The organism is Mycolicibacterium sp. XJ870 (assembly GCF_053483975.1).
Genome location: NZ_JBEFTI010000003.1, coordinates 314516 through 338008, shown reverse-complemented (window position 1 = coordinate 338008; position 23493 = coordinate 314516). Strand labels below are relative to the sequence as shown.

General features: G+C 65.3%; 21 protein-coding genes and 1 pseudogene. 9 read left to right on the top strand and 13 right to left on the bottom strand.

Translation table 11 applies throughout. The features are described from left to right. Nucleotides 1-36 precede the first annotated feature (36 nt). Both nirB and nirD read left to right on the top strand, forming a co-directional pair. On the top strand, nucleotides 37-2610 hold the full coding sequence (gene nirB, locus ABQF30_RS16440; RefSeq protein ID WP_448465574.1) for a nitrite reductase large subunit NirB: 2574 nt from the start codon (nucleotides 37-39) through the stop codon (nucleotides 2608-2610). After that, complete coding sequence (gene nirD, locus ABQF30_RS16435) at nucleotides 2607-2978, top strand: nitrite reductase small subunit NirD (protein WP_448465572.1); 372 nt, start codon at nucleotides 2607-2609, stop codon at nucleotides 2976-2978. Before nirB ends, nirD begins: the two co-directional genes overlap by 4 nt. A 23-nt stretch (nucleotides 2979-3001) precedes the next feature. On the opposite strand, the gene ABQF30_RS16430 is transcribed toward nirD, so the two are convergent. From ABQF30_RS16430 to ABQF30_RS16385, 10 genes and pseudogenes are all read right to left on the bottom strand, one after another. Further along, nucleotides 3002-3160 carry a hypothetical protein gene (locus ABQF30_RS16430; RefSeq protein ID WP_448465570.1) on the bottom strand — a complete coding sequence of 53 codons (159 nt, stop codon included), beginning with the start codon at nucleotides 3158-3160 and terminating at the stop codon, nucleotides 3002-3004. 766 nt (nucleotides 3161-3926) lie between these two features. Continuing rightward, a pseudogene (locus tag ABQF30_RS16425) lies at nucleotides 3927-4648 on the bottom strand (sirohydrochlorin chelatase). After that, complete coding sequence (locus ABQF30_RS16420) at nucleotides 4645-5796, bottom strand: uroporphyrinogen-III synthase (protein WP_448465568.1); 1152 nt, start codon at nucleotides 5794-5796, stop codon at nucleotides 4645-4647. Before ABQF30_RS16420 ends, ABQF30_RS16425 begins: the two are co-directional and overlap by 4 nt. Before the next feature lie 34 nt (nucleotides 5797-5830). Beyond that, nucleotides 5831-7249: a nitrate/nitrite transporter gene (locus tag ABQF30_RS16415; protein ID WP_448465566.1), complete on the bottom strand. Its 1419-nt coding sequence runs from the start codon at nucleotides 7247-7249 to the stop codon at nucleotides 5831-5833. Between the two features lie 101 nt (nucleotides 7250-7350). Next, nucleotides 7351-7923: a GNAT family N-acetyltransferase gene (locus tag ABQF30_RS16410; protein ID WP_448465564.1), complete on the bottom strand. Its 573-nt coding sequence runs from the start codon at nucleotides 7921-7923 to the stop codon at nucleotides 7351-7353. 74 nt (nucleotides 7924-7997) lie between these two features. Beyond that, a complete protein-coding gene (locus ABQF30_RS16405; protein WP_448465563.1) occupies nucleotides 7998-8882 on the bottom strand; it encodes a 5-oxoprolinase/urea amidolyase family protein in 885 nt (294 codons plus the stop codon). A gap of 11 nt (nucleotides 8883-8893) precedes the next feature. Further along, a complete protein-coding gene (locus ABQF30_RS16400) occupies nucleotides 8894-9559 on the bottom strand; it encodes a 5-oxoprolinase subunit B family protein (RefSeq protein ID WP_448465561.1) in 666 nt (221 codons plus the stop codon). 74 nt (nucleotides 9560-9633) lie between these two features. Beyond that, nucleotides 9634-10317, bottom strand: coding sequence for a queuosine precursor transporter (locus ABQF30_RS16395; protein ID WP_448465559.1), 684 nt, complete (start codon nucleotides 10315-10317; stop codon nucleotides 9634-9636). A gap of 12 nt (nucleotides 10318-10329) precedes the next feature. Beyond that, a complete protein-coding gene (locus ABQF30_RS16390; protein ID WP_448465557.1) occupies nucleotides 10330-11283 on the bottom strand; it encodes an ABC transporter substrate-binding protein in 954 nt (317 codons plus the stop codon). Between the two features lie 39 nt (nucleotides 11284-11322). Further along, nucleotides 11323-11928: a TetR/AcrR family transcriptional regulator C-terminal domain-containing protein gene (locus tag ABQF30_RS16385; RefSeq protein WP_448465555.1), complete on the bottom strand. Its 606-nt coding sequence runs from the start codon at nucleotides 11926-11928 to the stop codon at nucleotides 11323-11325. A 92-nt stretch (nucleotides 11929-12020) separates the two neighbouring features. On the opposite strand from ABQF30_RS16385, the gene ABQF30_RS16380 reads away from it, so the two are divergent. Genes ABQF30_RS16380 through ABQF30_RS16365 form a run of 4 tightly spaced genes read left to right on the top strand, consistent with a single transcriptional unit; the run spans nucleotide 12021 to nucleotide 16997 of the window. Beyond that, nucleotides 12021-13013 carry a nitrilase-related carbon-nitrogen hydrolase gene (locus tag ABQF30_RS16380; RefSeq protein ID WP_448465553.1) on the top strand — a complete coding sequence of 331 codons (993 nt, stop codon included), beginning with the start codon at nucleotides 12021-12023 and terminating at the stop codon, nucleotides 13011-13013. Nucleotides 13014-13024: 11 nt separating this feature from the next. After that, nucleotides 13025-14026 (top strand): agmatine deiminase family protein, encoded by a 1002-nt coding sequence (locus tag ABQF30_RS16375; RefSeq protein ID WP_448465878.1) that lies wholly within the window; start codon nucleotides 13025-13027, stop codon nucleotides 14024-14026. A gap of 53 nt (nucleotides 14027-14079) precedes the next feature. Beyond that, nucleotides 14080-15651, top strand: coding sequence for an amidohydrolase (locus ABQF30_RS16370; RefSeq protein WP_448465551.1), 1572 nt, complete (start codon nucleotides 14080-14082; stop codon nucleotides 15649-15651). A gap of 2 nt (nucleotides 15652-15653) precedes the next feature. Beyond that, a complete protein-coding gene (locus ABQF30_RS16365) occupies nucleotides 15654-16997 on the top strand; it encodes an APC family permease (RefSeq protein WP_448465549.1) in 1344 nt (447 codons plus the stop codon). Between the two features lie 76 nt (nucleotides 16998-17073). Here the strand turns inward: ABQF30_RS16365 and ABQF30_RS16360 are convergent, their stop codons facing one another. Then, nucleotides 17074-17493: an organic hydroperoxide resistance protein gene (locus tag ABQF30_RS16360; protein WP_448465547.1), complete on the bottom strand. Its 420-nt coding sequence runs from the start codon at nucleotides 17491-17493 to the stop codon at nucleotides 17074-17076. Nucleotides 17494-17607: 114 nt separating this feature from the next. Between ABQF30_RS16360 and ABQF30_RS16355 the strand changes: the two genes are divergently transcribed. Then, nucleotides 17608-18051, top strand: a complete 444-nt coding sequence (locus ABQF30_RS16355) for a MarR family winged helix-turn-helix transcriptional regulator (protein ID WP_448465545.1) — start codon at nucleotides 17608-17610, stop codon at nucleotides 18049-18051. Nucleotides 18052-18113: 62 nt separating this feature from the next. On the opposite strand, the gene ABQF30_RS16350 is transcribed toward ABQF30_RS16355, so the two are convergent. Next, complete coding sequence (locus ABQF30_RS16350) at nucleotides 18114-19139, bottom strand: alcohol dehydrogenase catalytic domain-containing protein (RefSeq protein ID WP_448465543.1); 1026 nt, start codon at nucleotides 19137-19139, stop codon at nucleotides 18114-18116. 2 nt (nucleotides 19140-19141) lie between these two features. After that, on the bottom strand, nucleotides 19142-21058 hold the full coding sequence (locus tag ABQF30_RS16345; RefSeq protein WP_448465541.1) for a flavin-containing monooxygenase: 1917 nt from the start codon (nucleotides 21056-21058) through the stop codon (nucleotides 19142-19144). A gap of 252 nt (nucleotides 21059-21310) precedes the next feature. Here ABQF30_RS16345 and ABQF30_RS16340 point away from each other — a divergent pair, with 252 nt between their 5' ends. Both ABQF30_RS16340 and ABQF30_RS16335 read left to right on the top strand, forming a co-directional pair. Then, nucleotides 21311-22030, top strand: coding sequence for a DsbA family oxidoreductase (locus ABQF30_RS16340; protein WP_448465539.1), 720 nt, complete (start codon nucleotides 21311-21313; stop codon nucleotides 22028-22030). Nucleotides 22031-22124: 94 nt separating this feature from the next. Next, nucleotides 22125-23444, top strand: coding sequence for an MFS transporter (locus ABQF30_RS16335; protein ID WP_448465537.1), 1320 nt, complete (start codon nucleotides 22125-22127; stop codon nucleotides 23442-23444). The last annotated feature ends 49 nt before the right edge of the window (nucleotides 23445-23493 follow it).

Genomic DNA, 23493 nt, shown 5'->3' with positions numbered 1-23493 from the left:
GACATTTCGGCAACGTCAGGTTCCTAACCTCGCTGTATGTCGTCAACACAGAACGTCGTGGTCGTCGGACACGGCATGGTGGGCCACCGCTTCGTCGAGGCGTTGCGGTCGCGTGACGCCTCGGGCACCTGGCGGGTCACTGTCCTGTCCGAGGAAGCTGACGCCGCCTACGACCGGGTCGGGCTCACCGGTTACACCGAGCATTGGGACCGTGCCCAGCTGGCCCTTCCGGGCAATGACTATGCCGGTGACGACGGGGTTGACCTGCGGCTGGGATGCGCGGTCGCCGAGATCGACCGGGACGCCAAGGCAGTGCACACCGTCGATGGCCAGACCATCGACTACGACGCGCTCGTGCTGGCCACCGGTTCATCCGCCTTCGTTCCGCCGGTGCCGGGTCGCGACCTGCCTGGCGTGCACGTCTACCGCACGCTGGATGACCTGGACGCGATCCGCGCCAACGCATTGGCCACGCGCGACTCCAAGACACCGGTCGGCGTGGTGATCGGTGGCGGCCTGCTGGGCCTGGAAGCGGCCAACGCGTTACGGCAGTTCGGGCTGAGGACCCATGTCCTCGAGATGTCACCGCATCTGATGGCGGCCCAACTCGACGAGGCCGGCGGCACACTGCTGAACCGGATGATGCGCGACCTCGGTATAGAGGTGCACACGGCAGTCGCAACCGAGAGCATCCAGCCGGTGCAGAAGAACAAGCCGCTGCGGCGCTCCGATGTCGACGACGCGATGCGGTTGACGCTCAACGACGGCACCACGATCGATGCCGGCCTGGTTGTCTTCGCTGCCGGTGTGCGCCCGCGCGACGAACTGGCCCGGGCCGCCGGCCTGGAGCTGGCACAGCGGGGCGGTGTCCTCACCGATCTATCGTGTGTCACAAGCGATCCCAACATCTACGCCATCGGCGAGGTGGCCGCTGTCGAGGGTCGGTGCTACGGCCTGGTGGCGCCGGGCTACACCACTGCAGAGGTGGTCGCCGACCGACTGCTCGGCGGCGGGGCCGAATTCCCCGGTGCGGACATGTCGACCAAACTCAAGCTGCTCGGTGTCGACGTCGCCAGTTTCGGTGATGCGAAAGGAATTACGCCGAACTGCCTGGAGGTCGTGGTCAACGATCCGGTCAAGCAGACCTACGCCAAACTGGTGCTCTCCGACGACGCAAAGACGCTGCTCGGCGGCATCCTGGTCGGCGACGCATCGGCCTACGGGGTGCTGCGGCCGATGGTGGCCAGCGAGCTGCCCGGTGACCCGCTGGCCCTGATCGCTCCCGTGTCGGACGGCGACGCGCCCGCGCTCGGTGTGAGCGCGCTGCCCGACATCGCACAGATCTGTTCATGCAACAACGTCACCAAAGGTGATCTGAAGGAAGCTATTTGCGGGGGCTGCACCGATGTGCCGGGCCTGAAGAAGTGCACGCTGGCCGGCACCTCGTGCGGGTCGTGTGTGCCGCTGCTCAAGCAACTTCTGGAGGCTGAAGGCGTCGAGCAGTCGAAGGCGCTGTGCGAGCACTTCAGCCAGTCACGCGCCGAGATGTTCGAGATCATCAGTGCTACCGAGATCCGCACCTTCACCGGTCTGATCGAGAAGTTCGGCACCGGAAAGGGTTGCGATATCTGCAAACCCACCATCGCCTCGATCCTGGCATCCACCAGTTCGGATCACATCCTGGACGGCGAGCAGGCCTCTCTGCAGGACTCCAATGACCACTTCCTGGCCAACATCCAGAAGAACGGCAGCTATTCGGTGGTGCCCCGGGTGCCCGGCGGTGACATCACGCCCGAGCAGCTCATCCTGATCGGCGAGATCGCCAGGGACTTCGACCTTTACACCAAGATCACCGGTGGTCAGCGCATCGACATGTTCGGTGCGCGGGTGGAACAGCTGCCCGAGATCTGGCGTCGGCTGGTCGAGGGCGGGATGGAATCCGGTCAGGCGTACGGGAAGTCGCTGCGCACCGTGAAGAGCTGTGTGGGCAGTGACTGGTGCCGATACGGTCAGCAGGATTCGGTTCAGATGGCCATCAACCTTGAGCTGCGCTACCGCGGACTGCGCTCCCCGCACAAGCTCAAGATGGGCGTCTCCGGATGTGCACGAGAATGCGCGGAAGCCCGCGGCAAAGATGTCGGCGTGATCGCCACGGAGACCGGCTGGAACCTCTATGTGGGCGGCAACGGCGGCATGACGCCCAAACACGCTCAACTGCTGGCCAGTGACCTCGACGACGAAACGCTGATCCGGTACATCGATCGGTTCCTGATGTTCTATATCCGCACCGCCGACCGGTTGCAGCGCACCGCGCCGTGGGTCGAATCCCTCGATGGCGGTCTTGATCACCTGCGCGACGTGGTCTGCAACGATTCGCTGGGGCTCGCCGACGAGTTCGAGGCCGCTGTTACCAGACACATCGACGGCTACGCCTGCGAATGGAAGGGTGTGCTGGAAAGCCCCGAGAAGCTGGCGCGGTTCGTCTCGTTCGTCAATGCGCCCGATGTCGAAGATCCCACCATCACGTTCACCGAACAGTCCGGGCGCAAGGTGCCGGGCACAACAAATCTGGGCATGCCCCCGATCCGCTCGATGGAGGAGGCGAGATGACAGTGCTCGATGATCGCAAAGATGTTTACGCCCCGACGCTTTGGACGTGGACGACGGCGTGCAGGTATGACTTCCTGATGCCGTGTCGAGGAGTGGCCGTGCTGCTGCCCGATGGTTCGCAGGCCGCACTGTTCCGTCTTGACGACGGTTCACTGCACGCGGTGGGCAATATCGATCCGTTCTCCGGTGCGGCGGTGCTGTCCCGCGGGATCGTGGGGGACCGGCGCGGGCGGGCCACCGTGCAGTCGCCGATCAAGAAGCAGGCTTTCGCATTCGACGACGGCAGCTGTCTCGACGACCCGGCGGTGTCGATACCGGTCTACCGGACTCGGGTAACCCCTGGCGGCTTTGTTCAGATCACCGCCTGAGTACGGGAAGGACCGCCGTCCGATCAGTCGACGCGCGACCAGTGCGCGTCGCGCCCGGCCAGTTTGCGGCGTTGGACGTCGCCGCGCCGTTCCAGCACCGTCAGGTTGCGGTACACAGCCTCGATGACGACAGGCTCACGAAAGTGCTCGTGCACGTGATCACGCAACTGTGCGGTGGTCATCGGCTTGTTCGTGCCTTCGAGTGCGCTGAGCAGACGTTGGCGAAGTTGCTCCGCCGGAGATGAATTAGGCACTGCCACTGTGGGTTTGGCCACTCTGGCGCGCCGCGCCGTTCGGTGTTGTCACCTGCACCTATCTCTACCCCCGCCAGCAGCGTCCAACGATCGACATAACGATAGCTGAGTACAAGCCCGAACTTCAGCCGGTGGTGATCCTCGCTGCGTGGCATAACCAGGGTTACAAAGTTAACCACCTGCGTATAGGTGGTTTTGATCGCCATCTTTGCCAAAATTGACAACTGTTGAACGATGCCGCCATCGGCCGCTGGCCGCGTCTTGGCTAACTAGAGATGTTCGCTGGTGGTGTGTTTAGACTCGCATCTGAGAGGGAAGCCCTCAGACACGTTGGCAGAGGGGTTGGCGAGTGATGTTCGGGCGGTCGATCTTGAATCTGCTGGGCGCGGCGGCGGTGCTCGGCTCTCTTGTTGCTGTGGCGCTGCCGCTCGGACTCAACGCAGTGGATCGCGCCGGTGCGCCCATACCCTGCGGCAACGGTTTCAGCCCGGCATACGACGTGGCGGCCAAGCAGGATCTGCTCAATCTCGATCAGCACACCCTTGTCGGCCCGGCATTCGCCAAGAGCGACTACGCCAAACAGTGTGCTGAACTCGTCGACAACCGAAGAATTGCGGCGATATCGGTCGGTGGAACCGGTGCGGCACTGTTGCTGACGGTCTTTGCCGCGCCACCTTTGGCCCGGCTGGCGCGCTCACGCCGCGGCAGGCAGGCTGAGTACGCCGGCCCGGCGGAAACGGTTGGCGATCAGCCGGACCATGCCCGGGTGGGTGCCCAGGGGTTCGCTCACCAGGTCGGCTCCGGAACTACGCAACCGATCCTGGAAAAGTCCGTCAGCGAGCAGGTAGGACGCGACAGCGATGCGGCGCGGACGCGAGGAGCAGATGGAGTCGCTGCCGCTGCGGCGGCGCTGCGCGGCGACGGCGTCGGCGACGCTGGGAGCCCCCGTCGCGGCGTAGGCAAGTTCTACGCGGTCGCCGGTAACGGCTGACAGCAGGGCGGCGGTCCGACGCAGGTCTGACTGGGCGCTCGGGTCCGATGTTCCTGCCGCGGCCAGGATCACCGATCGCCTGGACGCCAGCCGGATTCGACGAGGCGATCGGCGAGCACCCGCACTGTTCCTGCGCACGGCCCGAGCGGCGGTGTGACAGTGACCAGCGGATGTCCACTGGCGGCCACGTGGGCTGGCACATCTGCCCGGACGTGGTAACCGGCGGCCAGGAACGCCGGCACGAGCACCGCCGGACGGTCCATCGGCAAGGTGGCGAGCACCTCGCTGGGCGTCGGCCCCACCACGTCGACGAACGACACATGCACCCGGCGCCCCAGCAGACCGGCTACCCGGTCGGCCAGATCGCCGATCATGGCGACGCCGCCGGGTTTACGGGTTCCGTGCGCGACCAGCACCAGGCTCATAGCGCCCTCGCCATTTCGGGGTCGTCAACCGCGAGTCGGTAGCCCCGTTTCACGACCGTTGACACGATGTTCTTGTCGCCCAGCGCGGTTCGCAGGCGCAGCACCGCGGTTTCCACGGCGTGGGTGTCGGTTCCGGTGCCCGGCAGCGCACCCAGGAGGTCGAATCGCGATACCACCGCACCCGGCCGGTGCGCGAGTGCCCGGATGGTGGCCATGCCGGCCGGGGAGAGGGCTTTGACGACGCCGTCCACCAGCACGCAGGTGCCGCGGATCTCCAGCACGTGTCCGGCCACGCGGACCGTCCGCGACTGCAGCAGCGGAAGCTCGTCGGTGATGTGTCTGGCCAAGGCGCCCAGCCGCATCCGTTCGGGCGCCGAGGTGGGTACGCCGAGCCGTACCAGCGGCCGGGCTGTGACCGGACCGACGCACATCGCGTGCACATCGGTGCGTAACGCCGACAGCACCCGGTCGGCGATGCCCATCTCGGTGGCCCGCATCAGAACCGACGCCACTGCGGGCGCCGAGGTGAAGCTGACGGCGTCGAAGCGCCGCTCGGCGATCCCGGCCACCAGCTGATCGAACTCGCCGTCAGCGGGGGCCGGACGCCAGCGGTAGACCCGGATCGGCACCACTTCGGCGCCGGCCGCCCGCAACTCGTCGAGGAACTCCGGGAAGGGATCCCACTCGTCGGTGGCACCGTGCAGTTGCACGGCGATGCGGTGGCCGGCTACCCCTTGTTCGACGAGATAGGCCAGGACCTCGCGGGAGGATTCCGAGTCCGGCGACCATTCCTCAGGAAGGCCTGCGGCGCGCAACGCCCCGGTGGCCTTCGGACCGCGGGACACGATGCGGGCCTTGCCGAGTGCGTCGGTCAGCTCGGTCGCCAACCCCCAACCGTCCGCCGCGGCAATCCAGCCGCGGAGGCCGATGCCCGTGGTGGCAACCACGATGTCGGGTGGCAGCTTGATCAACGACTCTGTATGCGTACGCAATTCGTCGTCGTCGGGTAGCGGCACCATCGTGATCGCCGCTGCGCTCGTCACGGTGGCACCCCGCCTGCGCAGCAGGGCACCCAGTTCTTCGGAACGTCGGGAGGAGGTCACCGCCACCCGAAATCCGGTGAGCGGTGCCCAGTCAGGCGCACTCATGCTTACAGTGAATGCAGGCCGTGTTTCCAAATCATTAACCGACCATTGCCGAGTCGTGTCGCTGTGATTCGTCCGCTGTGACATGGGTCGCAGCGGGCCTGCGGACATAGCAGAACCAGGTCACCGCCGAGGCCAGGACGTAGAACGCCAGGAAGATCCAGAACGCCGCACTGGCAGAGCCGCTGGACAGGTAGGACTGCCGCAGCGCCAGGTTGATACCGACGCCGCCCAGAGCTCCGATTGCCCCGGCGAAGCCGATCAGCGCGCCCGACATCGACAGGGACCATTGCTGCCGCTCTTCCTCACTGACCTGCAGGGAATGGCTGCGGGCCTCGAAGATCGACGGGATCATCTTGTACACCGATCCGTTGCCGAGGCCGCTGAGCAGGAACAGCGCGATGAAGCCCACCACGTAGCCGCCCATCATCAGCCCGGTGGCCGCGCCGGTGCTGTGGTCGTCGACCACGCTGATCGCGACAAGCAGTCCGGCGGCCAGGATCATCCCGCCGAAGACCGCCAACGTCACCCGGCCGCCGCCGATGCGGTCGGCCAACTTTCCGCCGTACACCCGGGACAGCGATCCGAGCAGGGGGCCGAGGAACGCGATCTGTGCGGCGTGCAACGACGCTTGTGCCGGGGTCTGGCCGCCCGCGGCGAAGTTGATCTGCAGCACTTGACCGAACGCGAACGCGAACCCGATGAAGGAGCCGAACGTGCCGATGTAGAGCAGCGAGATCACCCAGGTGTCACGTTGGGCCAGAATGTCTTTCATCGCACCGAGGTCGATCTTGTGCTGCTCCAGGTTGTCCATGAACAGCGCCGCGCCGATGCCTGCCACGGCCAGGGCCACCAGGTAGATCGCACATACCCAGTACGGAGATCCATTGCCTGCGGTGGCGATGACGAGCAGGCCCACCAGTTGGATCATCGGCACGCCGATGTTGCCGCCACCGGCGTTGAGCCCGAGCGCCCAGCCTTTGAGGCGCTGCGGGTAGAAGGCGTTGATGTTGGTCATGGATGAGGCGAAGTTGCCGCCGCCGAAGCCGGCCAGCGCCGCGCACACCAGATAGGGCCACAGCGGCAGCCCCGGGTTGGCGAGCAGCACCATGGTCCCGACCGTCGGGATCAGCAGCACGAACGCCGAGAACACCGTCCAGTTACGACCGCCGAATGTCGCGGTGGCCAGGGTGTACGGGATGCGCAGGCAGGCACCGACCAACGTGGCGGTGGCGCCGAGCAGGAACTTGTCCCCGGCGGAGAAGCCGTACACGGCTTCCGGCATGAACAACACCATCACCGACCAGATGGACCAGATGGAGAAGCCGACGTGTTCGGCGAACACCGACCAGATCAGGTTGCGACGGGCGATGAACTTGTTTCCGTTCTCCCAGGCGGCGGTGTCCTCGGGATCCCAGTTGGTGATGCGGCGATTCGGCTTCAACAGATTCGGCATGAACAAAACGCTAGAAAGCGTTTATTGCCCAAAGGCTGCCCGCCGTGACCCGGCCGTGAACTTCCGCTCACCTGGCCTTGAAGCCGGGTGTGAGCGTCCCGTTACCAGACGTCGCCGTTGCGCCAGTCGCAGGCGATCTCGGCGGTGGTGTCCAGGTCGACACTGATCGGCAGCACGAACAGCGATCGATCGTCGTCGGGCGTCGGGGTCACGCCGGCGGGCTGCAGTACCGACGTCGGACCCTGCCACGGCAGCCAGCCGCGGGTGGCGTACATGTGCCTGGCGTCCTCGGACGAACTCAGTGCGCCGAGCTGATACGCGCCGCGCAGCACCTGTTCGAGCGCATCCATGACGGCCGAGCCCAGCCCCTGGCCGCGCCAATCTTCGCGTACCGCCACGCCTTCGACGTAGCCGCAGCGCAGGGCGGTGTCCCGGTAGAGCAGCCGGCGCTGGACCACCGCGCCGTGTGCGATCAGCGCACCGTGATGACAGATCAGCGCGTGCATGCCGCCGAGGGAATGCTCCCAGTCGGCGTCGGTGAAGTCACCGCCGAAGGCGTCGATGACCATCCGGCGGGCGCCCTCCCGGGTCTCGTGGTCGAGATCGGAGGTATGGACCAGCCGGGCGGTGTGGACCACCCCATGGACGCGAGCTTCACTGGCATGGGTGAGCACACTCTCGTTCTACCAGCGTCCCGCGCCGGTGTCTCGGGTAAGCTAGATGGCCGGCCCACCGATGCGCGCGGGCGTTAATCCTCGAACGGTTTGCGGGGGTGGGACCAGTGCAGGCGCACGGTCTGCCCGGGCCGGACCTGGCCCAGTTTGTCGATGTCCTCGTCGGTCACCACACCGATCACCGGATAGCCGCCCGTCACCGGATGGTCTGGCCCGAGGATCACCGGAAAACCGTTGGGCGGGATCTGGATTGCTCCTCGGGTGGCGCCTTCGCTGGAGAGTTGGCGGCCCGGCCAGCGGTAGTCCAGCGGCATCCCGACCAGGCGCATGCCTACCCGATCACTCTTGTTGGTGACCAGCCAGTTGGTGCGGACGAGGATGTCGGGGTCGACGAACCAGTCGTCGCGCGGCCCTGGCACCACCTGCAGTTCGAGGATGTCGTCGGCGATCGCGGCGACCGGAGCCTGGTCCAGTTCCGGGAAGTCCTCGGTGTGCGCACCGATAGGAATGACATCGCCGGGCTGCAGCGGCGCCGGCCCGATCGACGACATCACGTCGTAGCTGCGAGACCCCAGGACGGGGTCGACGTCGATGCCGCCGCGCACCGCCAGGTAACTGCGCAGCCCGGAATGCGGGGCGCCCAGTGAGATCACCTGACCATCGTGCACATGCTGGATGCTGTTGGTGCCGAACGGGATTCCGTCGACCGCCGGGTCCGTGTCGGCCCCGGTGACCGCCACCGCGATGTCACCACCGCGCACCCGCGCCGAGAACCCGCCGAACGTCACCTCGATCGTGGCTCTCTCACCGGGGTTGGCGACCAGGCGGTTGGCCAGTGTGTGAGACCGGCGATCGGCCGCACCGGAGCGGGTGACGCCCATTTGCGCGAGGCCGGGCCGGCCGAGGTCCTCGACCAGGGCAAGCGGTCCGGTGCGCAGCACCTCGAGTGTCGTGTTCATCGGTGTCCCTCCTAACCGATCGCCCGGAACTGCACCCACATACCCGGGGTGAGTAGCGCGGGTTTGTCTCGATGCACGTCGAACAGCACGGCGTCGGTGTGGCCGATCAGCTGCCACCCACCGGGTGACTGCCTGGGATAGATACCGCTGAACTCGCCGGCAAGCCCGACGGCCCCAGCGGGCACGTTGGTGCGCGGTTCGGCATGGCGGGGTACGCGTAGCCGTTCGTCACCGTCGACAAGGTAGGTGAAACCCGGTGCGAACCCGCTGAATCCGACCCGCCACGGGGTGCCGGTATGCGCCGCGATCACCTGTGCCGGAGTGAGCCCGGTCAGTTCGGCGACCTCATGCAGATCGGCGCCGTCGTAGACCACGTCGATGGTCACGTCCACCCGGTCGCTCGGCGGTGGCCCGGCAGTCAACAGGTCCCGCCTCGGCTGGAGCTTGCTCAGCCGCTGCCGGGTCGGCGCCTGGTATCGGTGCCCGTCGACTTTGACCAGGATTGTGCGAGAGGCCGGGACGATATCGACCACCCCGGGCAGGCCGGCTTCCTGCAGCGTTTCGGTCCATGCCAAAACTTCGGCGGTGCTGTCGAACTCGAGCAGCAGCGCTTGATCGCCATAGTCGCGCACAGCGCGTAAAACAATCGCGTCCATCACATCTGTTGCCACACTCATGTCCTGAAACTACCCGCGAGTAGCTAAGAACTACACGGCTCTGTGAACCTTGCCAGAGCTGCCTTACCGAAGCCTCACACGGCGACCTGATAGGTGGGCTCGCGACGCTTGATGTGGGCGATGACGCGGTAGGTGACGGGCAGCACGACCACTTCTACTGCAGTCTTGTAGAGCCAGCCGACGGCGGCGTACGCGATGAAGGTTTCCATGTTGCCGAACCCGATGATCGGGGCGGCGATCGCACAGAACACGAGCGTGTCGGCGAACTGCCCGAGCACGGTCGAACCAAGGAGCCGGGCCCACAGGTGCTTTTCCTTGGTGCGCTGCTTGATCAGCACGACGACGGCCGCGTTCACCAGCTGGCCGGCCAGGAACCCTGCCAGCCCGGCCGCGGCCAGCCCGGTGATCGATTCGACCATGGTGGCAAACGCGTCTTGGTTGGCGTAGTCGGGTGCGGCGGGCAGGTGAACTCCGGTCCAGAGCACCAGCACCGCAAGCGCCTGCATCACGAAGCCGATGAGAACGGCCCGTGTTGCGGCCTTGAAGCCGTACACCTCGCTGAGCACGTCGCCGATTACGTAGGTGAGTGGAAAGACGATGAAGCCGCCGTCGGTCGGCAGTGGTCCGAGCATGACGCCCTTGGTGGCCGCGATGTTGGAGATCAGCACCAAGCCGGTGAAAACCGCGACGAGAATCGGATAGTAGGCCGATCCGATGCTGGCAGTGCCGCGGTGCTCGTCGTCCTGGGTGCTGGTCACCGGGTCATTTTGTCAGGCCAGCGCTTGGGCAAGCAGGGGCGGCAACTGATCGGCCACCACGGGGTACGACAGCGTCGAGGCGAAGGCGATGGCGCCCGCCAGTTCTTTGGTGGTGAAGACGTTGCGCTGAGCTCTGGTGGCACGCAGCTGGGCAATGGTCGGGTCGGCCAGCAGCGCGTCGCGTTCCTGATCGCTCTCGGTGGTCCAGATCAGCACGTCGGCGGCGTCGAGCACGGAAGCCATCTCCTCGCGCGGGATCAGGTCCGGCACCTCGGCGGCGGTGAAGCCCATCTGGGTGAGGAATTCGGTGCGCCAGCCGGGCGGCCTGGCCCGCACGCTGTCGCGGTACAGCGTGCCACCCAGTAGTAGCGCGTTCTTACCGGCGAACTGTGGGTTGTTGGTGGCGAGGGCCTTGAACTTCTCGTCGACGCCGTTGATCAGGCCGGTCATCGTGTCGTGCTGGAACACCGCCTGCCCGATGGTCGTGGCCTGGTCCTTCCACGGTTCGAAGTAGGCAGCCTGGCCGGATTGCGCGACGGTCGGCGCGATCGCAGAGAGTTTGGCGTATGTGTCCGCGTCGAGGCCGGCGTTGGTGGCGACGATCAAATCGGGTTTGAGCGCGGCGATCTGATCGACCTGAATCCCGTCGTTGTGGTTGAGTACCGCGGGTTGCGCACCGGCAAGTTTCGGCTGCGCCCACGGCCATACAGCGAACGGTTCACCGCCGAACCATTCGGTCACCGCGATGGGGACGACGCCCAGGGCCAGTAGGTCGTCCTGTTCAGTGAAGCCGGCACTGACCACCCGCTGCGGTGGTGCGGGAATCCTGGTCTCGCCGAACACATGTCGGACGGTCACCGATCCGTCGTCGGCAACTTCGCCAGGCTTTTCCGAACTGCATGCGGCCACGAGCGCCATTCCAGCGGTGATCACCAGAAACCCCCGCCGTGACAAGATTGTCGGCACTTCGCCAGAGTAACTGGCGATCGTCCTATTTCAGGGGATCTACGGGGCAGAGGTCAGTCCACGGAGCAGCACGGCAAGTCCGAACTCGAACGCATCGTCGGCGCGTGCGGGTTTGGGTGCACCGGTGGCCAGTGCAGCGGCCAGTTCCTGACCCACCTCGGCTCCGGACTCCCAGGGTTCCTCGGGGGCAGCGAGGTCGAGTGCCGAACCGAGCACGTAGTTGTCGAACAGCGTGATGATCCGCAGGGTGTCTGCCGGGTCGAATCCGGCGCGGGCCAAGGTGACGGCCAGGGCGTTGTACATGGTGAACGCCTGGCTGCTGTTGACGGCGTGCGCGGTGAGCAGCGGAATCAGCCGCGGGTAGCGGGCATAGCTCCGGCGGTACGAGCGCAGGATGTCGGCCACGACGTCGGCCCAGGGCCGGTCGGTGTCGACGTCGGGCAGATCGACCTCTGACATCGCCCGCTCGCGTAACAGCTCGACGATCTGTTCCCGTCCGGACACGTGGTTGTACAGGGACGACGGACTGACCTTGAGCTTGCGGGCCAGCTCAGGGATGGTGAAACCACCGGTTGCACCGATCACGTCCAATGCCGCGGCGGCGATCCGGCCGGTGGACAAGATGGGTACTGACGGTCGTCCCATTGCCGGTTCCCCCTTGATTTTTCTTCCCACCGCTTTACAACGCGGTGGTCCCCATCACAGAATAAACGAAATAGATTCGTTTTAGGAGCATGATGATCACCCTGACCGCCACCGCCCCCGAACCGCTGTCGCGCAGCACCGCGTCGCAGCGGCCACCGCTGCGGGTGGGGCTGGTGCAACACCGCTGGCGCTCGGACGCCGACGAGCTCACCAAGGTGCTGCGCGACGGCATCGACCGAGCGGCAGGCGCGGGAGCCACCGCGGTGTTTCTGCCGGAGATCACGCTGCTGCGCTATCCGGCCGACAATCCGGCCGGCCCCAACCCGGGGGAGGGCGCCGAAGATCTCACCGGTGGGCCGACTTTCGCGCTGGCCGCGGAGGCGGCGCGGGCGAACGGGATCTTTGTGCACGCTTCGCTCTACGAAAAAGCCCCGGCCGCAGACGGTTTGGGCTACAACACCGCGATTCTGGTGTCGCCGTCGGGTGAGCTGGTCGGGCGTACCCGCAAGATGCACATCCCGATCTCGGCGGGCTACTACGAGGACACCTATTTCCGTCCTGGTCCGTCCGTCCCCGCTGACGGCGATCCATATCCGGTGTACGCACCCCAGGGTCTCGGCGCCCGCATCGGCCTGCCGACCTGCTGGGACGAGTGGTTTCCCGAGGTCGCCCGCAGCTACTCGCTGGGTGGTGCGGAGGTCGTCGTCTACCCGACCGCGATCGGCTCGGAACCGGTGTTCCCCGCCTTCGACACCCAGCCGCTGTGGCAGCAGGTGATCGTGGCCAACGGAATCAACAGCGGCCTGTTCATGGTGGTGCCCAACAGAACTGGTGACGAGGGCACCGTCTCGTTCTACGGGTCGTCGTTCATCTCCGATCCCTACGGCCGGGTGCTGGTGCAGGCGCCGCGCGACGAGGAAGCCGTGCTGGTCGCCGATCTGGACCTCGACCAGCGGCGCGACTGGCTGGAACTGTTCCCGTTCCTGCTGACCCGCCGCCCCGAGAGCTACGGAAAGCTGACCTCGCCCGTCGACCCCGCGCACCCGTACGGCGAGGGCCACGCCGCCACCGAGGTCGTCAAGTGAGCCGATACGTCATGCCCGCCGAGGGCGTCGACCAGGACCGGGTATGGATGGCGTTTCCCTGTGAGGGCTACTCGCTGGGCGATACCGAGCAGGAGCGGCACGAGGCGCGGTCCACCTGGGCGGCCGTGGCACATGCCGTGGCGCAGTTCGAGCCGGTGACGATGTTCGTCGACCCCGCCGAGATCGGCGCAGCGAAACAGTATGTGTCACAGAGCATCGAGATCGTCGAGGCGCCGCTGAACGACGCCTGGATGCGCGATATCGGACCTACCTTCGTGCACGCGGCCGACGGCTCGGTGGCTGCGGTGGACTGGACGTTCAACGGTTGGGGCGCCCAGGACTGGGCCCGCTGGGACCGTGACGCCGAAATCGGTGCCACCGTGGCCGAGCGGGCCGGTGTACCGGTTGTCTCGTCGCCGCTGGTGAACGAGGGCGGCGGTATTCAGGTCGACGGCGCAGGAACGGTGCTCGTCACCGAGACCGTGCAACTGGATCCCGGTCGCAATCCAGGCTTAACCAAAGCAGATGTGGAGGCAGAGCTGGCGCGCACCATCGGCGCCTCCGATGTGGTCTGGCTGCCCCGCGGGCTCACCCGCGACAGCCAGCGGTTCGGCACCCGTGGCCATGTCGACATCGTCGCGGCCATCACGACGCCCGGCCGGCTTCTCCTGCACGCCCAACAGGACGAATCACATCCGGACAGCTTGGTGTGCAAGGAGATTCGATCTGTGCTCGACGACAAGTTCGAGATCGTCGAGCTGCCCGCACCGGCCACCCTGACCGACGCCGAGGGTTACGTCGACTACAGCTATATCAACCACCTGGTGGTCAACGGTGGCGTCATCGCTTGCAGTTTCGACGATCCGCACGATGCGAACGCGGTCGCCATCCTCGCCGAGCAATACCCGGACCGCGAGGTGGTCACCGTCGATGCCCGCCCACTGTTCGCGCGGGGCGGCGGTGTCCACTGCATCACCCAGCAGCAGCCGTCCCCGACAGGCCGCGCCGCGTGACCGGGCGTATTGTGCCGACCGTGCTTTTTCACAATGGGGTCATTTGGACTGGTATGACGACCACCGATGCGCTCCTGGTCGCTGATGGCGTGATCAAGGCGGTCGGCGAGGAGGCCAAGGCGCAGCCGGCCGACCAGCAGGTTGATCTGGGCGGTGGCTTCCTCATGCCGTCCTTCGGTGACGGCCATGCCCATCCGCTGTATGGCGGGCTGGAATCGGCGGGACCGCACGTGCGTCCCTGCCAATCGGTCGACGAAATCGTCTCGGCAGTCAAGGAATTCGCGGACTCCCATCCTGACCAGGAGTGGATCGTCGGGGCGTCTTACGACGGCAGTCTTGCCCCTGACGGGTTGTTCGACGCACGCTGGCTCGACGCCGCCGTCTCGGACCGGCCGGTTGTGTTGCGGGCCTGGGACTATCACACCTTCTGGGTCAACTCGGCCGCGCTGGAGCGGGCCGGCATCACCGCGGACACTCCCGAACCGGTACTCGGTGAGATTCCCCGCCGCGACGACGGATCGCCGCTCGGCACGCTACGCGAATGGGGTGCCACGGACCTGATCGCCGCGGTGATGCCCGCCCGCGATCAGGCGGTGCGAATCGGGGCACTGGGCACCGCGGCCGACTACTACCTGGCCCACGGAGTGACCTGGGTGCAGGACGCCTGGGTGGAACCGGCCGACGTCGACACCTACATCGCTGCGGCGGAGCAGGGTGCGCTGCGCATGCGGTTCAATCTGGCGTTCTATGCCGATCCGCGCCACTTCGACACGCAGGTAACGCAATACGCGGAGGCGCGCTCTCGGGTACAGGCGGCCGCCTCGCCGCTGCTGACCGCGAATACGGTGAAGTTCTTCGCCGACGGCGTGGTGGAGAACGAAACCGGGGCGCTGTTGCAGCCGTATTGCTCCGGCCTGCACTCACACGGCATGCAGCTGTGGGAGGGGGACTCGCTGGCCCAGGCTGCCCGCCGTGTCGACGAGCTGGGCTTCCAGATCCACATTCATGCGATCGGGGACGCGGCGGTCCGGCAGGCACTGGACGCCATCGAATACGTTGCGCGCCAGAATGGTCCGCGGGACCGGCGGCCCGTCATCGCCCACGCACAACTGGTCGACGACGAGGATCTCGGCCGGTTCGCCGAGCTCGGAGTCATCCCTAACATGCAGCCGCTGTGGGCGCAGATGGACGCTCTGATGACGGTGCTCACCATCCCGAGGCTGGGAGCCCAGCGCGCGGACAAGCAGTACCGGATGCGGACCCTGGAGAACTCTGGGGCGGCATTGGCGTTCGGTTCGGACTGGCCGGTGTCCTCGGGTGCGCCGCTGGACGGCGTCGCGGTCGCGGTATCCCGCTGTACAGCTGAGGGCGAGCCGGCCGGTGGCTGGACACCCCAGGAGATCCTGCCGATCGAGCCGGCGCTGGCCTCCTATACGGGCGCGGTGGCGTATCAGGCGTTCGCCGAGTCGAATTGGGGCCGGATCGTCCCGGGAACGAGCGCAGATCTGGTGTGGCTTGATCGCGATCCCCGCACGGTGTCGCCGCTGGAACTGCCGGACCTTCGGGTGCGCGCGACCTACCTGCAGGGCAAGCAGGTCTACTCGGCAACCGAAGAGAGGGGCTGACCATGGCGAATACCGCGGAGGTGACGGAGGGGCAGCTGCGACGCGCACTGGGACTGCCGTCGCTGGTGTTGTTCGGCCTGGTGTACATGGTGCCGCTCACGGTGTTCACCACCTACGGGATCGTCACCCAGACCACCGGCGGCAGGCTGCCACTCGCATACCTGGTGACCTTGGCTGCGATGGTGTTCACCGCGCGGTCCTACGCCCGCATGGTGATGGCATACCCGGTTGCAGGGTCGGCATATACCTACGCGCAGAAGTCTTTTGGTGCGCCCATCGGGTTCCTCGCCGGCTGGTCGCTGTTGCTGGACTATCTGTTCCTGCCGATGATCAATTATCTGGTGATCGGGATCTACCTGGAGGCTGCCTTCCCGGCGATCCCGGCCTGGATCTTCATCCTCATCTCGATCGCGGTGGTGACTGTGCTCAACATCGTCGGCATCGTGTCGGTGGCCAGGGCGAACTTCCTGATCATCGCCATCCAGGCGATCTTCATCGTCGCGTTCGTGGTGCTGGCCTGCGCCAAGGTGTTCAGCATCGGCACAGTGGATCTCGCCGCGCCGTTCACCGGTGATGGCAGCGCGCCCGGGTTCAGCCCGGTTTTCGCCGGCGCGGCCATCCTATGCCTGTCGTTCCTCGGCTTCGACGCCGTTTCCACCCTGTCAGAGGAAGCCAAGGACCCCAAAAAGTCTGTACCGCAGGCAATCATGATCGCGACGGTGGCCGCGGGCCTGATCTTCATCGCGCTGTCGTATCTCGGGCATTTGGTGTTCCCGTCCAACCAGTTCGCCGATGTGGACTCCGGATCGCTGGATGTGATGGTGACCGCGGGCGGGCACTTCCTGGAGGTCTTCTTCACCGCGGCGTACGTGGCCGGCGCGCTCGGGTCGGCGATCACGTCGCAGGCCTCGGTGTCCCGGATCCTGTACGCGATGGGTCGCGACGGCATCCTGCCGCGGCAGCTCTTCGGTCATGTGTCGGCACGGTTCGCCACCCCCGTGTACGCCATCCTGGTGGTTTCGGCGGTGTCGCTGCTGGCGATCGTGATCGATCTGGCGACACTCGCCTCAGTGATCAGTTTCGGTGCGCTGGTGGCGTTCTCGGTCGTCAACCTTGCGGTGATCAAGCACTACTTCGTCGACGGTGGCGAACGGTCCGGCGGCCAGGTGGTGAGCAGCCTTGTTCTGCCGCTGATCGGCTTCCTGCTGACGTTGTGGTTGTGGACCAGCCTGTCGGGGCTCACGCTCATCATCGGGTTGTGTTGGCTGGCGGTCGGATTCGCCTGGCTGGCCGGGGTAACCCGGGGCTTCCAGCAGCCCACGCCGGTGCTGGACCTCAAGGAATAATCAAGCACGCCGAATGGCCACATATGACACACGATCTCACGAAACGCGTGTCACAAGTGGCCATTCGAGCTCTCACTCAGACCACGGTCACCGTGACGTCGATGTTGCCGCGCGTCGCCTTCGAGTACGGGCACACCTGGTGGGCGTCGTCAGCGATGGCTTGCGCGGTCTCCCGGTCGATCCCGGGGATGCTGACGTTGAGCCGGGCCTGCAGCGAGAATGCCCCGTCCGTATTGACCAGGTCCACTTCGGCGTCGACCGCAGTATCGGTAGGCAGCTTGACGTTGTGCTGGCCCGCGGTCAGTCCCATGGCGCTGAGGAAGCAGGCGGACCAGCCTGCCGCGAACAACTGCTCGGGATTGGTGCCTGCGCCGTTGCCGCCGGGCGGGGTCAGCTGAATGTCGAGGTTGCCGTCCGAGCTGTATGACTCGCCTTGGCGTCCACCGGTGGTGTGGGTCTGGGCGGTGTACAGCACGTTCGCGGTCTGCGTGGTCATGGAGATCTCCTGTCTGATCAAGCTTTGATCCGATCTGTCGGACTGCTAACCAGAACGCCGAAATCCTCGTTATCAATCCCATCCGACTAAATCGGTTCCGATATAATTTTGGGTGTGACCCCGCCTCGCCTATCTGAGTTTCTGTGCTTTGCGATCTACTCGGCCAATCTCGCCTACGGCAAGGCTTACAAGCCGATCCTGGAGAAGCTCGGCGTCACCTACACGCAGTACATCGTGATTGTGGCGTTGTGGGAAGAAGACCCCCAGACCGTCAGCAGCCTGGGGGACAGACTCTTCCTGGAGTCCAACACCCTGACCCCGATCCTGAAGAAGCTTGAGACCGAGGGGTATCTGACGCGGCGGCGCGACACGAAGGATGAACGCCAGGTGGTCGTCAGTCTCACCGATGCTGGGCGCGCACTCCGTGAACATGCCCCCGAGGTGGACCTCGTTGCGGCCACCGGCCTGTCGCTCGACGAATTGAAGACGATGCAGCGTGGTGTTGCCGCGCTGCGCGACAACCTGCGCAATCACACTCACGGCCAGGCCACCCGCTGACTCTGCGTCCAGCGCGTGGAAGCACGAGAGGCTTACGCCCTCAGCGCAGGATGAACCAAGCCCTACGGCGTGAGCTGAATCTTGAGGTGTTCGCCCGAGCGTGATGCCGCGGCCTCATATCCCTCTGCTGCCTTGTCCAGCGGCAGGGTGTCGGTGAAGATGCCGTCGACATCGAGGCGGCCTGCCTGCAGCAGCGGGATCAACTCGGGCCAGGTCTGCTGCACCGGCGCGGTGGTCATCCGGATCGTGAGGCTCCGCAACAGACAGGCCAGCGCCGGTAGCGGATACGGCTGGAGATCGTGTACGCCGACGATCGACACCGTTCCGCCGGTACGTACCGCATCGAGGGCGTCGTTGATCGACGTATCGGTCCCGACTGCATCGATGACCGCATCAGCCCCCAGCCCACCGGTGGTTTCGCGGATGGCTTGCGCCGACGGTGGCGTGATTCCGGTGGCACCCCACTTCTCGGCGCGCGTGCGACGAGTCTCGACCGGGTCTACCGCGAAAACCCTTGCCGCGCCGAGTGTCAACGCGCTCCGCAGAGCACACATACCGACGGCACCCAGCCCGATCACCGCGACTGTGCCACCGATCGGAATGTCAGCGCGTTGGGCGGCGGCCCAGCCCGTGGCCAGGTTGTCGGTGAGCAGCAGCGCCTGCTCAATGGAGATGTTCTCCGGGACGGTCAGCAGTTGAAAGTCGGCGGCCGGCACCGCGAGCAGTTCGGCCTGCGCGCCGCCGAGGATTCCCGAGCCGAAGATCTGCGGTCCGTGTATGCACTTGATCGGATCACGCGTGGCGCAGCCGGCGCAGTGCCCACAGCCCGCCACCGAGGACACCAGCACCCGATCGCCCGTCTTGAATCCGCTTACTTCCGAGCCGGTTTCGACGACCTTGCCCACCGCTTCGTGCCCGAGGGAGACCGGGTCGACAATGGGGTAGTGACCCTCCACGAAGTGCAGGTCTGAACCACAGATCGACGCTGATTCCACCTCGATGATGACGCCGTCGGGGCCGGGCAGTGAAGGATCGGGCCGGGTATCGACGTGAATCTCGCCGGCACTGTCCACGACAACCGCACGCATACTCAGGCCTCCTGCGTCTGGAAGTCAGACCAGACGGGTTCATGGATGGCGGCGCGGTATTCGGACAGCCGCCACGGGCTGACGGTGTGGATCTCGCCATCGGCGTTCTTGAAGTACGAGTGCTTGATTGACGGATGGGCCCACACGGTTTTTCGGATCTCTTTCTGGGATCGCTTGTGCCAGACCTTGGTTGGTTCCGGCAGCGGTTCTATCGTCTGTATGCCCTCGGTGATCAGGTGCTCGAGGCACTGGTTGATGTAGCGCATCTGCAGCTCGGAGTTGAGGATCAGGCTGCCGCCGTGCGCCAAGTGAGTTCCCGGACCGTACGTCATGAAGAAGTTCGGGAAGCCGGGGACGGTGATGCCGCGGTAGGCGTACGGGCGTTGGCCCCAAACATCGTGCAGATCGATGCCGTCGCGGCCGGTGATCGCCATCGGGAATAACACATCGGTGGCGCGGAAACCCGTGGCGTACACGATGATATCGACGTCGAACGCTGCACCGTCTGTGGTGACGACGCCGGTCGGGGTGATCCGCTCGATCGGCGTCCGGATCAGGTCGACGTTGTCCCGCTTGAGCGTGCCGAGCCAGCTGCCGTTGTCCTGCAGTGTCCGTTTGCCGGTAGCCGGATAGTCGGGCAGGACCTTGGCCAGCAGTTGTGGATCGTCGCCGACCTGGGTCGTGATCCAGTCGGTGAACATGATGCGGGCAATGGCGTTGATGTCGCTGACCGCGTTCTCCTGGTCGGCGTAATTCGGGTCGACCCGTGCAGCGTCCAGGCCCTTGTCGGCGCCGGGCCACAGCAGCAGAAAGCGGTACCAGCGGCCGTAATACGGCAGGTGCTCCATCGCCCAGCGCACACCGTCGGCGACGGGCTCGTGGTACATCGGGTTGGGGAACATCCATTGGGCGGTGCGCTGGAACACCGTGAGGTGTTCGACCTTGTCGGCAATCGCCGGCGCGATCTGGAATCCGCTGGCTCCGGCCCCGATCAGCGCGACGCGCTTACCCGTGACATCGACGCTGTGATCCCACGCGGCAGAGTGAAACGACGGGCCTTCAAAGGTTTCGGCGCCGGGGAAGTCCGGGATCTGGGGCCGGTTGAGCTGTCCGACGGCGGTGATGACGGCGTTGGCTTTGAGTGTCTCGGTTCCGTCGGACGATCGCACGGTGACGTTCCACGCCTCGTCTTCCCATGCGGCAGAGACCACTTCGGTGTTCCATCGGATGTGTGGGCGCAGGTCGTGACGGTCCACGACATCGCTGAAGTATTGGCGCAGCTCGGGCTGTTCGGCGAAGAAGTGGTCCCAATGGTTACTGGGTTCGAAGCTGTAGCAGTAGAAGTGATTCGCGACGTCGACGCGGGCGCCGGGATAGCTGTTCTCCCACCAGGTTCCGCCCGGCCCGGCATTCTTTTCCACGATCGTGAACGGGATGCCCGCCTGCTTGAGCCGGACACCCGCCAGTACGCCGGATTCGCCGCAGCCGATCACGATGACGCTGAAGTTCTCAACGCCCGTCAGGGGAGTGGGTCGACGCGGATCGACAGCCTCAAGGTCGAGCTCTTCCAGCATGAGCGGCAGGTTGTCGTCGTCGACCGGTTCGCAGGCCGCCCAATCGAGCATTTCCTTGACGAGATCAGCGGGCAGAGGATCGGGGACCGGGCAGCCACGGTCGCGGTAGTCGACGATCACCGGCAGCGCGGCGGCACGGGCGCGGGCCTTGTCCTCCTCGCTCATGAAGCCCTGGACTTCATTGAGGAACAGGCCAGCCTGTTTGAACTCGCGGATCCACCGCGGGTTGCCGGTGATGTGGACGAGCGACAACAGCAGCGTCGGGATGCTGACCTGCTCCAACGCCGCCTCGATGTCTGCATTAGGCGTGCTGAATGGTTGGCCGACATGGAAGCTCCGAGTCACGCCGACTTACGCTACTGGGCGTAGCGTTATGTGACAAGGGTGGCTGCGGAATGTGGGCCCACCATGGACCCGACCTCCCTACGAGCGCCCCGTTACAAGCAGCACCAAGCGGCATGTCGCTGTGGTCATCTTAACGTTGAGACTTGACAGGCATCAGGCAACAGTATTTAGAATGCTGAATGCTGTTATGCGGGTCACACGACGTCTCCGGTGAGACCACTGTTACGTCTATGTTTCCTGGTCGCCAGTCTCATGGATGAAACGGTTGAGCGCCTCTCGCCTCGGACTATTACCGTCTGGTCCGATATCGGATGCCCGTGGGCATCGCTGGCTCTGCATGTCTTACGCAGCGAGGCTGACCGCCTCGGCGCGGGCGTGCTGATCGACCACCGGGCGTTTCCGTTGGAGTTGTTCAATCGACGCCCGACTCCGAAGCCGGTGATCGATGTCGAGGTCAGTGCCATCGCGGCGCTCATCGACGATCTCGGTTGGCGGGTGTGGTCGGCCCCGGATTCGGAGTATCCGGTCACGACCATTCCGGCGATGGCGGCGGTCCAAGCTGCCAAACACGATGATGTCGGCGGATTGGCCGCCAGTGACCAACTTGACGCCGGCCTGCGGCGGGCTTGGTATGCCGAGAGCCGGTGCATCAGCGTGCTCTCGGTGATCGAGGACGTCGCGGCCGAATGTCCGCTGGTGGCGACCGATGCCTTGATGCGGCGCCTGCGCGAGGGCGGGGGGATGGCCGACGTCCACGAGCAGTTCGATATCGCGCGGGGACCTCAGATACAAGGCAGCCCACACCTTTTCAGTGACGGCTACAGCGTGCACAACCCGGGTGTGCGCTACCACTGGACGGCTCCACCGCCACAGGGGTTCCCCCGGTTCGAAGCATATGACCGCGGCTGGGTGGCCGACCTGTTGACCGGAGCGGCCGATGCTCAGCGAACCGTCTGCGGGCCCGCGGGGTGAGGCTCTCCAACCTTCAAGACGGAAAATACCTACAGCACAAAAGCTTTGGCGCACAACCGACTTTCAACGCCCTCCTCACGAGAAAGACAAACCATTGAGTGTTTCCGCACCGACTCCCACCCGGGATCGACCCAGCCGCGTCGTAGCAGCCAGCCTGACGGGGACGGTCATCGAGTGGTACGAGTTCTTCATCTACGGCACGTCCTCGGCCCTGGTGTTCAGCAAGCTGTTCTTCCCGAACTATGACGCGTTCGTCGGCACCCTGCTCTCACTGAGCACCTTCACCATCGCGTTCATCGCGCGTCCCGTGGGTGCCGCCGTGGTCGGGCATTACGGTGACCGGATCGGCAGGAAAACGCTGCTCATCGTCACGCTGTGCATGATGGGCGGCGCCACTTTCTTGATGGGGTTGCTACCCACATACGAGGCAATCGGTGTCGCCGCGCCGATCCTCCTCATCGTGCTACGCGTGATCCAGGGCGTCTCGCTGGGCGGTGAGTACGGCGGCGCGGTACTGATGAGTGTCGAGCACGCCGAACCCAAGAAGCGTGGTCTCTTCGGCGGCATCATCAACACGGGCGCCAGCTGCGGCCTGATCCTGGCCACGGCCGTGTTCTTCGTACTGTCCTACCTTCCCGACGAGGCATTCATGTCCTGGGGATGGCGTATTCCGTTCCTGCTCAGCGCTGTTCTGCTGATCCTCGGCCTGGTCATCCGGCTCAAGGTCGCCGAAAGCCCAGAATTCGAAAAGGCCAAGAAAACCGGCCAGGTGCAGAAAATGCCGTTGCTGACCGTGCTTGCCGAACACAAGCGGCTGGTGCTGCTGATGGCCGTGTCCTACCTGCCGACCGGCGCCATCTTCTACCTCAGCGCAGTGTTCTCCCTCAGCTACGGCACCGACACACTGGGCTTCTCCCGGACGACCATGCTCGGCGTGGTGTGTCTGTCCAACCTCATCGGCATCGCAGGCATCATCTACGGCGGCGCGCTGTCCGACCGCGTCAGTCGACAGAAGGTCTTCATGGCCGGCGCGCTCGGCATGGCGGTCGTTCCGTGGGTGTGGTTTGTCATGATGGGCACGGCCAACCTGCTGGTCATGTTCATCGCCTACCTTGTGCTGTTCGCGCCGTTCTGCCTGTCGTACGGTTCGATGCCGGCCTACTACGCCCAGGTCTTCCCGGTCCACATCCGCTACAGCGGTATGTCGATCGGCTACGGCATCGGCACCGTGCTCGGCGCGGGACTCTCACCGCTGATCGCCACAGCGCTGCTCGGCGAGGACAACAATTGGCCAGCCGTGGCTGTCTTCCTCAGCGTCTTGTCGCTCGCGTCGTTCTTCGCCACCAAGATGATGCCTTCGACACCTTCGGTGACCGCGCCGGCGCCGGTCCCGCGCCCGACATCCACGGTGTAATCGGGCCGAGCAGTCCCAGCCTCGACAATCCAACGGGGACTGCCATAAC